The sequence below is a fragment of the Pseudoflavitalea sp. G-6-1-2 genome, assembly GCF_012927185.1.
In the GTDB taxonomy this organism is placed as follows: Bacteria; Bacteroidota; Bacteroidia; order Chitinophagales; family Chitinophagaceae; genus Pseudobacter.
In genome coordinates, this window is sequence record NZ_JABBGB010000002.1 from 293,356 (window position 1) to 308,500 (window position 15,145).

The 15,145-nt window shown below is 45.1% G+C and carries 8 protein-coding genes and 1 riboswitch; of the genes, 2 read left to right on the forward strand and 6 right to left on the reverse strand.

The window, feature by feature from the left end; genetic code table 11:
* Positions 1-18 precede the first annotated feature (18 nt).
* The 4 genes from HHL16_RS10865 to HHL16_RS10880 all read right to left on the reverse strand — a co-directional run bounded on the left by HHL16_RS10865 (position 19) and on the right by HHL16_RS10880 (position 5,528).
* Positions 19-1,368: a DUF5074 domain-containing protein gene (locus tag HHL16_RS10865; protein ID WP_169425230.1), complete on the reverse strand. Its 1,350-nt coding sequence runs from the start codon at positions 1,366-1,368 to the stop codon at positions 19-21.
* A 107-nt stretch (positions 1,369-1,475) separates the two neighbouring features.
* Positions 1,476-2,999: a hypothetical protein gene (locus tag HHL16_RS24815; protein WP_206022378.1), complete on the reverse strand. Its 1,524-nt coding sequence runs from the start codon at positions 2,997-2,999 to the stop codon at positions 1,476-1,478.
* A gap of 81 nt (positions 3,000-3,080) precedes the next feature.
* Complete coding sequence (locus HHL16_RS10875) at positions 3,081-4,004, reverse strand: DUF4465 domain-containing protein (RefSeq protein WP_169425231.1); 924 nt, start codon at positions 4,002-4,004, stop codon at positions 3,081-3,083.
* Positions 4,005-4,052: 48 nt separating this feature from the next.
* Positions 4,053-5,528, reverse strand: a complete 1,476-nt coding sequence (locus HHL16_RS10880) for a PKD-like domain-containing protein (RefSeq protein ID WP_169425232.1) — start codon at positions 5,526-5,528, stop codon at positions 4,053-4,055.
* A 397-nt stretch (positions 5,529-5,925) separates the two neighbouring features.
* Positions 5,926-6,133, reverse strand: a riboswitch (cobalamin riboswitch).
* 194 nt (positions 6,134-6,327) lie between these two features.
* Between HHL16_RS10880 and HHL16_RS10885 the strand changes: the two genes are divergently transcribed.
* A complete protein-coding gene (locus HHL16_RS10885) occupies positions 6,328-6,804 on the forward strand; it encodes an RDD family protein (RefSeq protein ID WP_169425233.1) in 477 nt (158 codons plus the stop codon).
* A 135-nt stretch (positions 6,805-6,939) separates the two neighbouring features.
* Complete coding sequence (locus HHL16_RS10890; protein ID WP_206022379.1) at positions 6,940-8,628, forward strand: RluA family pseudouridine synthase; 1,689 nt, start codon at positions 6,940-6,942, stop codon at positions 8,626-8,628.
* A gap of 73 nt (positions 8,629-8,701) precedes the next feature.
* Here the strand turns inward: HHL16_RS10890 and HHL16_RS10895 are convergent, their stop codons facing one another.
* Positions 8,702-11,887 (reverse strand): reprolysin-like metallopeptidase, encoded by a 3,186-nt coding sequence (locus tag HHL16_RS10895; protein WP_169425234.1) that lies wholly within the window; start codon positions 11,885-11,887, stop codon positions 8,702-8,704.
* 238 nt (positions 11,888-12,125) lie between these two features.
* Positions 12,126-15,134 (reverse strand): AAA domain-containing protein, encoded by a 3,009-nt coding sequence (locus HHL16_RS10900; RefSeq protein WP_169425235.1) that lies wholly within the window; start codon positions 15,132-15,134, stop codon positions 12,126-12,128.
* Positions 15,135-15,145 lie beyond the last annotated feature (11 nt).

Sequence of the window (15,145 nt, forward strand, 5' to 3'; positions counted from 1 at the left end):
TATTGGAATCAATTTGTTTTATTCAAAATTGTAGGTAAAGAATATACCCGCAGGGAATTTTGTATAGTTCTTATAATTCGCACTTACAGCAGCACGATTGCTGAAATTGTATACAGCACAACTGTTGTTCAGATAATCCATGCCATATCCTTTGATGGTGTTCATGTAAACCTCACCTGTAAGAGGATGCACGGCAATATTGTTGTAAACGATGTTAGCGTTTTCAATCATACTCTTAGCATCTGCCATAAACTCCGTTGATCCGATGCTGAATACATGGCGATACATTTTTGTTCCGGCCCCGCTGAAATAAAGTGTATCACCTTTGGCAGTAATGCCGGGTGTTGCTCCCCATCCTGAACTCAGGCTGCCTGTTGTGATATCATTGGCTTTGATCAAAGAATAATCTCTGTAATTGATCTTGGAGATCTTAGCAGGAGATCCGGTAGTAGATACCCAGATATTTCCGTCATGGGCTTTTACCAAACCGCTTACAGATGCTTTCATATCCCAGCCGTAACTCAATGTGTCTTTGTTTGCCTCGATCACATAGATCTTTGATCCGGCAGCAGCAAAAACTTTATTGTTGGATACAGCCATGGTTAATTTGGCAGCTGATCTCGATCCTTTGATGAACGTAAGTGCTTTGGTAACTGTATTGAAACGATACAAGCCATTGTTGTCGCGGATGATAACGTTTTCTGCATTAAGCACTGCTATGTGTGTAGGCCAGCTGAGCGAAGCCAATTCTTCGTCATAAGCCGCTTCTTTTTTGAGTGTTTCCGCATTGGCAACTACCAGCAGTCCATCGTTGACAACTGGCTGCCCCATTGCGTTTTTCTTACCATTTTGAGAGATAATGTACACTTTGTTGTTATGAACGTAGAGGTCCTGCGCTACATTTCCGAGATCTGTGCCGTTGGCTTTGAAATAGGCGTTGTCCGTTACTTTTCCCAGTGGACTGATGAAAGTAAGTGATCCGTTTTCTGAAGTCATGTTTCCTTCGTTCAACACAAATGTTCCGAATTTGTATTTCCCATATACGGTTACATTGGTTTGAGAAGAAGCTTTTTTGTCGTTGGCTGAAGCTGTTACAGCAATCACATGCTCACCCAGATCATTCGAAACGAATTTGAAGATGGAATCTTTCGCATCAACACTCTTGCCATTTACAGTCCAGGCGAATGAACTGCCCGGAGTAGCTTTCACTTTGAATACTACAGTATCTTCCTGTGCAATTGAATTTTTTGAAAACACATTCACGATTTCTACCTCTGTTGCTTTTACCGGCTCAATCTTATCGTCTTTGGAGCAGGAGACTGTAGCGAGAACAATAGACGTTCCTAATACTAAAAAACTCTTTTTCATAATCTTAAAAGCTGATTGATTTATACTTACCTGTTTATTGTTTTCAAAGTGAATGCGTGGATGCCCGACAGTTCCTGCTCTATTGGTCTGTAAACGGAAAGCATGGCCTATGGAAAAATCGTTTCGATCTTTGTGCCAAGCATATGCAGGTCTTCTCCACGACCTACTTCGGTGGAAGCTTCTCCCAGCCAGCCATTGTCCTGATCTACGCCGTTGTAGATCTTTACGAAGTCGATGCCCGGCAGATCAACTTTTTTGCCATTCTTATCGATGGCCCAGTCTATATCGATGCCAGAATTGTTATGTGCATTAGGATAGTTGTCTGCATATCCGTATCTGAATGCATACAACACGTAATAGCTTCCCTGTCCGCTCTCATCCAAACCATTGCTCGAAAGACGGATACCTTTGTAAGTAAGCTTGCTGTCTTTCACCCATGCAGGGTAATAAGTCTGTGAGTGAAATGTATTCTTCACTTTATATCCTTGCTGCCCCTGGTTATCTGTCCACCTGATGTAATTGCTAATGCTTACATGATTTTGAGGCGTGCCATCCGGAGTTTCTGTAGCCGGACGGTGATACGTCATTTCATAATCACGGAAGGTTCTTGTATCGAGATTTTTGCTCACAGCAGCGCTGTACCATGGTTCGTTCTCCGCCGTGAAATTGGCGCTGCCTTTTATCTCGTACCATTCATCTTCATCCGGTTTGCCATTTTTGTTCTTATCGTAGGCAACCATTATCACTCCTGCTTCGCAGCTTCCGCCGAAAGGCGCATTGGGACGAGGGTTGGCGTTTGCACCGAATGCATTTCCCCCGATCCTGAAATCGTTTCTGCCCGGTACATTCACAATGGTATGATCGAAGCCAACCACTACATATCCACCCCATCCTCCTAAAGTGACGATGTTGGCATTCTCTCCTGTAAGCTCTTTGGCTGCTTTGTTGAGCATGGTTTCGTAGGAATCGCCAGCTGCATATTCAGGGAGCTCATTCACAAACTGACCTGGGGCAGGCAGATAATCGAATACTTTTTTGATATAGGGAGATTGCAATTGATCGGGTTGTTTCACGGTAACAAGCAGCGTATCTGCCAGCTCTCCTGAAGATACCCTCAGTTTGTACACGCCTCTGTTCACTGTGCTGAACTGTGCAGAGGCAGTGTTGCTTTGTGATAACCTGAAGAGTTCAGATGGTGCTGTCAGTACTTCCCATTTCACATTGGGTTTATTGGCGAATTTCTCCGAAGCATCCAGTGTGAGGATGGTATTGGTGTACGTTTGCCGGTTTACGTATCTGCCTGTTGTGATCTGAATCACCTTCTGAAAAATATTGCCTGAGTTATATGCCATCACTATCAGGCTATACGAACCGGGATCAGCAGACGCCTGAAAATTGTATTTCATGGCATTGGCAACGCGTTGGCCATTCACATGCCATACCAGCGAATCCACTCTGTTTTCTATCACAGGACTCAGCAGTATGGCTTCTTTCACCAGTACGTAATACTCCTGCTCGAGCCCTGAGATCACAGGTGCAGCTTCAGGAAGCGCAGCATCTTTTTTACCGCAGCTTGCGATAAAGATTGCAGCGAAGGTCAGGTAAGCCAGTAATTTATGTCGATTGTTCATTTTGTAAGATTGATTAATGCACTGCCATTTTTTAATGATGGCTTATTAAGAAAGCCGGGCGGTATATTGATGTTTACTCCCTTAAATAGTCACTTCAACATTATCCATGCACACATAGGCTGGTGTATTCAATCCGTAAGTACCACTGTCGTTACCTACTATATTGAATTCAACTCTTGTTACGGTGCCTAAAGCAGACAAGTTGAAATAGGTCCAGGAAGTCAACGGACCCACAACCGGCAGGTGATTGAAATACTTTGCCAGATCTATCTGAATGGGATTGCCGCCATTGGTTGCAGTGCTGCCGTTAAAGCCGTATGCCTGCAGTTTCAGATAGCCTTTGCCACCCGCTACATCTTTGAGTGGTGTTGCACTGCCAGACCCGCCGAATGTATTGCCGTTGATGATAACTCCATAAGTGTATGAGGAGAGACATACGTACATGCCTTGTACCACTCCGCTGCCGGATGTAAAGTTCATCGTTGGGCGTGTAGCATAGGACGAATTGTAGCTATCCACATAACCAAACATTACAGCGAAATTGCTGCTTCCGCCATAACCGCCATTCTTAGCGCCGGAAGTTCCGGAATACACACTGGCCTGATTGAGATAAGAGTACCACCAGTCCCCTGTTTTACCAGGAATGTTCGCTTTGTGATTCCAGTCGGAAACAATAAAACCGCCGTCCCAGTAATTCACCGGAGATGCTCCGCCAGCGCCTTTGATGGCAAATCTCAGATTGCTTGGAGAATGTACATAGGGAGTGATTTTGGTGCCGCCATAAGCCGAATAAGCATTGTCTGCATAAGAGGTGGTATCGGCCAGATAACTGCGGCTTAACCCCTCGAATGTGATGGTATACGTGGTGCTTGTCAAAGCATTCTGACCTGCTTTCGCAGATTGCTGCTGCTCCGGAGACAATAGATCGTTTTGCTTGGAACACGAAACAGCAACAAGACAAATGCCCGCAGCTATCAGTGTTTTAGTAAGAACTGTTTTTTTCATAGTTCTAAGTTTAGATAAGATTTAAAAATCGGTTTGCCCGGCTTTCTATTAATTTTTGAGGTGCTTGTCTGTAATGGATGCTACGTGCAACATGCGTCCTTCCTCCATGTTGAAGTCTTTCTTTTCTCCGCCGGCATTGATGAAATCCTGTTGGAACGGATACACCACTTTCTGAATCTTCACGAAGTTGATTCCCGGCAACTGCACACGCTCGCCTTTGCTGTTCACTGCCTGATCGATATCGATATTCAGTTTTTGAGAAAATGAAACGGCTCCGGTGAGGTCTTTGGTGATGCGTTTTCCAGTGCGCGTGAAAGTGTCTTTCCAGCCATTCAGCAACCCTACCTGTTTGGAAGGAAAGTCAATCATGTTGTAGCCCGGAAAGAAACCTTTTGTTGAGAGCAATCCATCCATGGTCATGGAACTGCTGTAAGATTTTGTATTGATCACTTCTCCTTTCGCCGGCTCTTTTTGATTGTCCTGCCAGTTGAAATAAGTGGATATTCTTTTTGCGTCGGTTTCTGTTTTCTGATAAGTGAAAGTGATAGCATAATCCGGCAGATCTTCTATTCCGTAATCTTCGTTTTTGATCTCATACCATTCATCGTTATCCGGTTGTCCGTTTTTGTTGCGATCGTATGCCACATACACAGCCGGGAGATCGAGTCTGGAATAAGTTGCAGACAATTCCAGATCGGGTTTGCCGGGAGCATTCACTACTGTGTGATCGAATTTGAACGTAGCAGATCCACCCCAGGAGCCAAGAATAAGGGCAGCGCTGAAATCCTGCTTTCTGATCTCAGTGGCTTTTGCCAGAAAATCGGTGTAGCCAAGGGGAAACTCACTGCCGTAATCCCAGAACTCTGCATCGCCAATGATAGACCAGTTGTGGTTCTTAGCCGGTGCAGGAAGATATTCCAAAACGGTAAAGGCATTATTTACATACGTTGCCGGCTTAACTGTAATGGTGCGTGTAGCGCTTGCTGTTTGTTTGCCAGCTGTGGCACGGAGGGTAAGATCATAAGTGCCTGCGGCAGGAGAGATAAAATTCAACTGCTTGTTTTTGCCAATTACTGAATCTCCGATCAGCCATTCATACGTGTAATCATTTCTGTCGGGCCCTGTTACCGATGGAGTGATGTCAATTACTTCACACATGGCAACAGTAAGTTTGCTTTCCATCGAAATGGCAATGGCTTTTTCCACGAATATTTTGAATGTCTGGCTGTCTGATCCTCCAGGGTTTTCTACTTTGAATGCTACATCGAAATTTCCCGGCTCTGCAGCTTCGAAAGTGAAATTGAGCTGGCCTGTGGCTGCTTCCTTCCCATTGATCAGCCAGGTGTATTTGTTGCCTTTGAGGTTAGTGACGTTGGGCGCCAGTACCATCTTGTCACCGATGTTCATTACTATTGTCTCCGACCCTACTCCGGAAATACTGGGAGCCCGTTCCTGTTCTTTTTTGCAGGCGAATGCAAAGAACAAAACAACGGTGAGCAGTTTCAGCAAAATACTTTTTTTCATAAGTTATTTTTTCGGTTTCCCTGCACTTGCATCCATGCATGAAGATGCCATCCGGAAGAACGGTTTGTTTTCTTGCCGGCAGTAAACGATACAACTATCTGCTGATGCAGGTTTGAAGCAGATAACTGACGATGATTTTCTGAGAATGATTTTATTTCACCTGGCCTTGCGTAGTTGAAAAAACAGGAATAACACCTGTGGATTCAGCAATAAATTGTTCCGGACTTGCTTTCGGATTGAGTGTACATCAATAAATAAATGCTATGCCGGCAGCGTACACATTGCTGACATGCCATTGATAATTGATTTCCTCGGATAACCTACCGGATGACAAACAAAAACAAAAGACCTTGAAATAAATTAGTTTAAGATGTATTCAAGCCTCATCCTCGAAAGCTTAAAACCTATCTGCATTGGCAGGTCTCCTGACTTGTTCTCACTTTCGACGGCCTTCCCATTTTTATTCACTAAAAACAGTGGCGTGCAGATGTCGAAGTGTTGTTGCAGAACTTACAGTAGCGGGTCTGTTCAGGATTTTCACCTGATTCCCTATTAATCCCGACATCGTGAAATGTATGCCGGGAACCAAAGCGGGGCGAAAGTACTATTAATTGAACATACTGCCAACTTCTCCGGTTACAATGCCTGTACAAAAAGAATTATATGATGTACTGTTGATTAATTGCAACATGCTCAGTGAGATTATCTTGTTCAATAATCCCGATTTGTTTTGTATTTTGAAAACCGATCAGCCCAATAGATCAATCATCCAACTATGACCCTTAAAAATTAAACCCCCATGCACCAAATTGAAGAATCTCCCGTGGATTTATTGTCTGATGAATTTGAATTCGAACGAGCCACTTCAGGTAAACGTTTAGCCAACTACATAATTGACCTGGTAGTATTTTACATCCTGATCTTTGTGGTGGCTTTCGGAATTGCAGCTGCATCTCCGGAAACACTGGCCTCTTTGGACGACGACAGTACCAGTTTCAATCTGCTGGACCGTATCATCACCCTCTTCTTCTACGGATTGTATATGTCGTTAGTAGAAGGATTGCTCAAAGGAAAATCAATCGGCAAATTCATCACCAAAACCAGAGCTGTGAATTCGGATGGCACTCCCATTACCTTCGGTACGGCTTTTGGCAGAGGCTTCAGCCGCGCTGTTCCTTTCTGTGCATTCAGCGCCTTCGGTGATCCTTGTAATCCATGGCAGGACAGATGGACCAACACCATGGTTGTTAACGACAAACCTGTTGTTAAATACTAAACATTGCAGCATTGCAATTGGAAGATATGTGCAGCCCGCTCTCAGAGCGGGTTTTGCATTTTATGTACTTTCTCTCACAACTTAATTCAATAGAAAAAAAGGTGATACTTTTGCAGATTAAACGAAAGGAAGTACTTGACAGTCAATCATCATAGCAAGATCACCTATTTTCAGGAAGAGCAGATCGCATCCATTGCAGTACCGGAGCGGTTCACATTCCCGTTCTATTACGAACCTCACCCGCTGACTAAACTCGCAGCAGCTGAGCTGCAGCAATACCTTCAAACGCAGGCTGACCTCGACCATAATTTCGGACTAAGCAAAAACCAGGATGGTATGGTGATTGGGAAGATGTTCGGCGTGTTGGTTGTGCAGGATGCGCAGGACAAACTTGCCTACCTCTCTGCATTTTCTGGTAAACTGGCCGGATCGAATGATCATCCGAAATTTGTTCCGCCTGTATTTGACATGCTCGCCGAAAACAGTTTCTTTCTCAAAGAGATTGCAGTGATCAATTCAATCAATGCACAAATAAAGGACCTCGAATCGAATGAAACATACCAACGCCTGAAATATGATCTGCAGGCATCAGCTGCGCAATCGAAACAGGAGATCGATCATTTGAGACAACAACTGAAATCGAATAAAGACAACAGAAAAAAACTTCGCGATAAACACAGACCAGACTTGAGTGAGCAGGACTTTGAATTGTTCGAAGCCGATCTGATAAAGCAAAGTCTTTTCGATAAACATCAACTGAAACTGCTTTCAGACAAATGGGAACAAACGCTTTCCGAACAGCGGTCGGCATTATCTCAGTATGATGCAGACCTTGACGTTCTCAGAAACGACCGCAAAGAAAGATCAGCAATATTGCAGCAACAACTCTTTGAGCAATATGCTTTCCTCAACAAAGACGGCAAAAGCAAAAGCCTGCAGGATATTTTCAGCCTCACTCCTTTTGGCAAGCCACCCGCCGCTGCCGGTGAATGCGCCACTCCCAAACTATTGCAGTTTGCATTTGCGAATGGACTGAAACCCATAGCCATGGCTGAGTTCTGGTGGGGAGCTTCTCCAAAATCTGAAATCAGAAAGCACCAGCAGTTCTATCCTGCATGCACAGGCAAATGCAAGCCTATTCTTGCACATATGCTCGAAGGGATACCAATGGACGAGAATCCTTTCTTACTTACACCTGAAGCAAACAGCCAGCTAGAAATAGTGTATGAAGATGACAGCTTTGTTGTGGTGAATAAACCCGAAGGGCTCCGCTCGGTGCCCGGAGTGGATATCGATGATTCTGTATACAGCCGGTTGAAACATTCACTTGGCGAAACAGAACCCCTGATGATTCACCGGTTGGATATGGATACTTCAGGACTGCTGGTGGTTGCCAAAACACCGCAGGCACATAAACATATTCAGAGGCAGTTCCTGCAACGTAATATCAGCAAGCGTTACAGAGCTTTACTTTCAAAAGCCATCGACGCATCTGAAGGCGAGATCGATCTTCCGCTTGCTCCGGACCTCTACAACCGGCCAAGACAACTCGTATGTTTTGAGACCGGCAAAAAAAGCATCACCAGATGGAAACTCGTAGAGCGATTCGCAGACACCACTAAAGTTGATTTCTGGCCATTGACCGGCAGAACGCATCAGTTGAGAATGCACGCAGCACATCAACAGGGGCTCAACGCTCCCATTGTTGGCGATGATTTGTATGGCACTGCGGCAAAGAGAATGTGTTTGCATGCTGCCTACCTGGAGTTTACGCATCCTAAGACAAAAGAGAAGATCAGTTTTGAAGTACCTGAAAACTTCTGATCTGTAAACAGGTATGCATCATAAAAAAGCCAGCACCTGATGGCACTGGCTTTTCATTTGCTTCGGTTATGTTTTATTCTTTTACAATCTTAGTTACTTTCACTTCTTTTCCTCCATTCTTTACACGCAGCAAATAAACGCCCGAAGGCAATGTGGAAATATCGATCTGCGAATTCACTGCGCGCACTTCGCGACGCAATACCAGTCTGCCATTTACATCGAACAGGCTCAGGTCCGATTTTCCTGCAAAGCCAGACAGATTCAGGTTAACCGTACTGGTTGCAGGGTTCGGATACACATCCACTTTCTGCACGCCATCTGCTGTGCCACGGTCAGTTTCGCGGCTTGCAGTTCCTAACTGAACTTTCAATGTGTAACAGGTTGTTGCGCTGTTTGCACCGTTGTATCCGTATACCTGTGCATAGTAAGTGCCCGGCGTCATTGTTCTGCTGATTGTTTCACTGCTGGTTCCGCCCAACTGTGAAATTGCAAGCTGTGTTCCTGAACTGTTCAGCAGCTTCAGATCATAATCACCAGGAAGTGTTCCAAGCGTAATGGTGATGGTGCCTCCTGTGGTGATCACGAACTTGTAATGATCGATATCGTTTGCCGGGCTGATTAGTCCGGTTACATTGGTGTTGAATGGAATGGTTGCTGCACCACCAGTTGTACCGTTGGTTGAGTTATCCAATGGACTAGCACAGGTTAATGTGAGAGTGGTGAACTGCGCAACTGCATAAACACTTGGGCCTGCAGAGCAATTGGCTCTTACTCTCCAGTCGTACAAGGTGCCGGATGCAAGTGAACTCAATGCAACGGATGTGGAGGTGGTTGCAGTGGCTGCGTTGGTCCATGTACCGGAAGAGTTTTGTTTGTAATCCACATCGTAGTTCAGTGCTCCGCTTACGGCTGTCCATGATACTGTCGCACTGGTGGCTGTAACCGAAGAACTGGTTAAGCCGGTAGGTGTACCACAGCTGGAGGTGGTAGTGAATTGTGCAGCTGAATACGTGCTGCTTCCACTGGCACAATTGGCTCTTACTCTGTAATCGTAAATGGTTGCTGCTGTAAGTGATGAAAGAGCAACTGAGGTAGATGTTGTTGCTGTAGCTGCATTGATCCATGTGCCTGATGTACTGGCTTTGTAATCCACATCATAAGATACAGCACCGCTAATGGCCGTCCAGCCTACGGTTGCGGAGTTGTTGGTAATTGCAGATGCTGCTAAGCCGGATGGCGATGCGCAGGACGAACCTGCAGTAATGATGAAGTCCGCATTTGAAATATCGAAGAAGATATTCCCTACTGCTTCCACTTTTATCCTTGCTGTTGTTGAAGGTGTATTGGGTATGGTCACTGCTTCAGATCCATCATTCGCAGTGCTCGCTACCAGTGTGCTGAAGGTATTGCCGCCATCTGTTGAGATGGATATTTTCACGTTGGCACAAGCCACAGGCAACGCTGTTGTATTGGCTACATCCCATGTGATGGTTTGTGCTGAATTGCCTGCCCATGTTACGTTTGTATTGGGAGATGTTACCACAAACGGACCTGATGCTGCATCTACGGTGAGTGTGAGTTCCGAAAAGTTTGTCTGGCCGATGGATACAGGCGCTGTGGAGCTGTACGGCGCATTGTCTCTCACTGTGAGCCTGAACTTCAGGGTTCTTGCAACAGAGCTCAATGCTTCTGTATTTGCATTGGCATCGCCACCCGGTAATGGTCCCGATACTAGGTTGCCGGCGAGTATGGTGGCCAGCTTAGGGAAGTATCTGGTGGGTGAAGTGGTAGGTGCAAAAGAGATCCAGTTTGGTCCGGTTGCTTTGGTTGGGCTTGCAACACTCGCAGTACCTGTTTGTGAGGTTCCTGCCAGATCGTATTGTTCCCAGCAATACGTGAGTATGTCGCCTGCATTGGCATCGGTTGCTGAACCTGTCAATGCAAATGGAGTGCTTTTGGGAATGGTGCGGTCGCTGCCTGCTGTAACAACAGGTGTTGCATTGTTGGCAGAGATCACAGTGGTAACCGGACAAGTTTTGGTGTTCAGGTTATTCTGGATCTGCCAGATGCTCACAGCATGATAGATGGGTATGGAGTGAGGCGCAACATCCTGCCCGGTAATGCCGGCATATCCCATGATGGTGATGCCGGAACCTACTTCCATATTGGCTTTGGTGCCTTCATTGTTCATGGAGAAAGTATGGTTGGCTCCCAACTGGTGACCAACTTCGTGCACAACATAATCGATGTCGAAATTATCTCCCTGAGGAATAGCATCGGCAGGTGAAGTGAAGCCACTTCCCTTTTGATTATCTGTACAGATACAACCGATGCATCCTGCATTACCGCCTCCTCCACTTGCTCCGAACAGGTGACCGATATCATAATTGGCTTCACCGATCTGAGCGGTAAGGGTTGTTTGCAGTTCGTCGTTCCATGCGCCACCGGCTCCGGTGCTGGCCACTGAATACGGGTCTGTGGAAGGATTGTAGTAGATCACATTGGTGCTGGCTGCAATCAGGTTAAGGTGCAATGCAAGATCCTTTTCATAAATGCCGTTGCAGCGTGTGAGCGTGGCATTGATAGCTGCCAGTACAAGAGAAACCTGTGCAGCGCTGGTGGCTCCGAAATAATTGGAGTACTCGGCAGTAACCGACTGCGCGAGGCGCAGGGTTTTCATATCACCTGTTGATCTGTTCACTACGGTGCCTGCCTGAGTGGTGATGAGATCAGACATCTTTTGTTCCGGTGTACCGCATTTCCAGGGCAGGTTTCTGGGCTGCTTTTTGAATACGGCATACACTGTGTGATCTGCAGAATACGGCTCAATGAATTCGGTTGCCTTTTCGTTGCGGAACACCATTGTCTGGATGCCCTGTGGCGAAATGCTCAGCTTCAATCTCGCTTCCTTGTCTGTGATGCCTTTTCCTGAAAAGGATCTGATCTCAGGAAACTGCGCCTGAAGCGCCGGTTCGAAATTGGATGCTTCAACGATCTCGAATTGTTCAATCTGCCCATCGGCATTCGGCAACGAAATGATGCTCGACTGAGCCCCTGTTCTTCCGATTGCTTTGGATGTCTCCACCTGCAATGGAGCGAATTTCAGATCGAATAATTTAAAAGTTGCAGGAAATGCAAGCCGCTCAACGGCTTTGTCGGTAGTGATTCCGGCGGTTGCGTTATGTGGCCGCCAGTAATCCTGCGCAAGCAACATTGTATGACACAATATTGCCATTGTAAAAAGTAGAATTCTTCTCATGTGAAATGGTTTAATGGAATAAAATGTGGCATATTAAATTTACCCAATGTTCAGGCCATTTCAAATGGTACTTACCGTACAAATATTGGCGGCAGACTGCTTCTGTGAAGGCGTAAAACCCGCATGAGGCATGCGTTTCATGCGATATGGCAAAATGCTATGTTTGCTGAGGCTGAAATAAAAAGGGGCTTTAACTCATTGTGGTTAAAGCCCCTTCGGAGAAGAGAAAAAAGTTGTGTTAAGCCAGTTGATAAGTTAAATGATTAGCCAGGATTCCCGAAGGAGTTCTGGCATTTTTATCGAGTATCCGTGTGTTGGCAAATACAATAAAACTGTCCTGTGCTCTCGATACGGCAACATTCAGCATATTGGGTTTGTTATCCCTATCGAAGAACATCGTGCCTACTTCGCCATCGCCATAGACCATCGATAATATAATGATCGGCCGCTCCGCTCCCTGCAATGCATGCACAGTTCCAAGCTTCATCGATGCAAGGTCGAATCCGTTTCTTTTGAGAGCGCTGCGCAGGTTATTTTTCTGGCCAACAAACGGTGTTATGATGCCTACAACCTGTTCAATTTTTTTCTGGTATTTGTGCTCGATCTTATCGCGGTTAGCTACCAGCCACTTAACTATGGCATCTGTTTCCTGTTGATTGTGGCGGGTTTTGTTCGCTTCAACTGATCCTCCTTCTACATGAATGCAGCTCATGGATGGAAAGAGTGTAATGCCGGCTCCTTTTCCTTTCAACGGTTTCAGCAGTCCTCCATAAGCAAGCACATTGCAATAGTTGATTATTTCATCGTAACACCGCCTGTGTTCTACAAGCATTAATCCTCTTTCAGGCAGTTCTTTTTCACGGTAATTGCAGCTGTTCTGCGCCATTTTCATAATGCTTCCGGAGGATGCAAGGAATCCCTTGGGACTATATTCTGTTTCGAATATGGTATGATCGTAGTTCTTTATCAACCCTCCCTGCTTCAGATTTCCGATATCCATTTTGTTGGTGATATTGTAAACCGGTTCTATCTGTTTTACATCGCCCACCACAACAGCTCTTTTTGCCATCGAGAAGGTGGGAATGCCTACCTCCGGTGAAACCTGCCCGGCTTCGTCTACAATCAGCAGATCGATAAATTCATACAATGGCGGGTTATCGAATATCGGATCACCTTTGTCGGTATTCTGTAGAAATCTGGCAGAACTGAAAAATTTTGGAGCCATATAAAACGTACTAACAAAACAAGGTGTCAACATGGCTTGCCTTAGCCAGCGGTTTCTCGATTTTTCATCGTTTCTGCCGGTGAAATTATTGGATGCCAGGTCTTCTTCCAGCTTCAGCAACCATCTTCCCTCCCAGTAATGCAGGGCAAGTTGAAATGCCTTATGCCTCAAACCAACATCCAGTTCATCGTAGAAGCAATTGGGCGCAGCACGTTTCGGATCATTGTTTCTTTGACCTGTAATTTTGCTGTACTCCTTGTCCCAATATGCCTCTTCATTCGGAGGCGGATTTCCGGTGATGTTGTTCCGAATCTTCCAGCTCTTCCATTCCCTGATCGCTTTTATGATTTGCTTTGCCTCCGTAATCTTTCTGTCGATCTTGTCGAGGATGGCATTTCTTGTAAACTCAAATCCTTCATCAGTAGCAATAAGGGAATCTCTCAGGAGGATGCGCAGCTCAGTTGCCCTGTTTCTCCACGCAAACTTAAAATTCAGGAAACAGCATAGTTTTCTGAAGAAAGGTTCGGTTCTGAAATACTCAATCACATTCTTTTCGAGCAATGAAAGGTTGGCAAGATCTAACTCAAATGCAGTTTCCGAGAGCATGCCATCCGTAAAGTATCTGTCTGTGCCGGTGTTTTCATTCCGGTAAGAACGGTTGAATAATTCCTGCGATTTCAGATATAGTTTCCAGTATTCCGAACCGAGCAATAATGTCTCCTGAATATGTTTGATTTCTTTTTGCAGGAGCAGAATGATTGCCTGTGTATCCATCAGCTGGGAAGCAAAAAAAGCATTTCCTTTTTCGACGAAAAAAGGTCCTGCCTCTTGCAGGTACTCGTAAGTTTCGAGTTTGCTGAAAATGCCAACGCCGCTGAGTTTCTTGTAATTTATTCCTTTGAGCTCTTCTGCCGATTTTCCATTGGCCGGAAGATAAGTGGCATAGCCTTCCATTTCCGGAATCCATCTGCCCTGCAGTGGGCCTTCCATGGTAGTAGACCTGGAGAAACTGTCGATGATATTGGTTACTGCCTGGTTGTTTGTTGAACATGCCAGAATCAGCGGTGGCTGATTCCCATCCAGTGCAGCTTCAACTACCATATTGGCAACAATGCTTTGCAGCAATGTAGTTTTTCCGGTGCCGGGAGGGCCATTCACTGCAAAAACCTTATCCTTTGATTGAAGAAAGGTATACAAACATTTACGCTGTGAAATGGAAAGCGGATAGGCATAACCCATTTGTCCCAGATGCAGCGGGTTAGGACCTATCAGATCATCTACCTGAACAGCGCTTAGTTCTGTGCGATTCTCAAGAGTGATCAGTTTCGAAAGCAGTGCGGGAATATCTTTCCCCTTCAATATCTTCTCATACAACTGAACGATGGCGTAAGCTGCATTTATTTCCTCGTCCGGCAATAGTATGATGGCATTGTGGATAGTAGCATATCCTTCAGTTTCGTATTCACTAATTGACTGGCCGATTGCTGACGAAAAAACCTCCTGTACAAATTGCAGGTACTCTTCAAGCGATTTGTATTCTTCTTTTCCTAAAGAAGATACTTCATCTATTTTGGCAACTGTACTGAATATAAATTCAGTCTTTTCATCTGCCAATGGTTCAAGATACTTTCGCTGGAACACAGGAAAGAGTTCTTCAGGTACCGACAACTGCCCTTTTCTGTTCAGTTTCGCATAGAACCAGAAAGGAAATTTCGTTTTCTGATCCCTCATTACAAGCAGTCGTTCAGGCAATGGGATTAGCTTGAATGGGGATATCATTACCTGGATAGAATCTATATTTATCCAGTTTTCATTCTCTCTGAGTTCTATTCCTTTTTTCTTGTTTACACGGATTTCTTCGATGTCGATGAGCTGGTTTACCTGAACCAGGTCTTCTATTTCTCTGGCTTGACTATCATAATTTTCAAGTTCAAAATGATGCAGTTTATCGATGTCGATATCAACTGATAAAGCATCGGACAGGCATTTTTTCCAATAGGATAACCACGTCTTTTGTTCCATATTAGTAAACC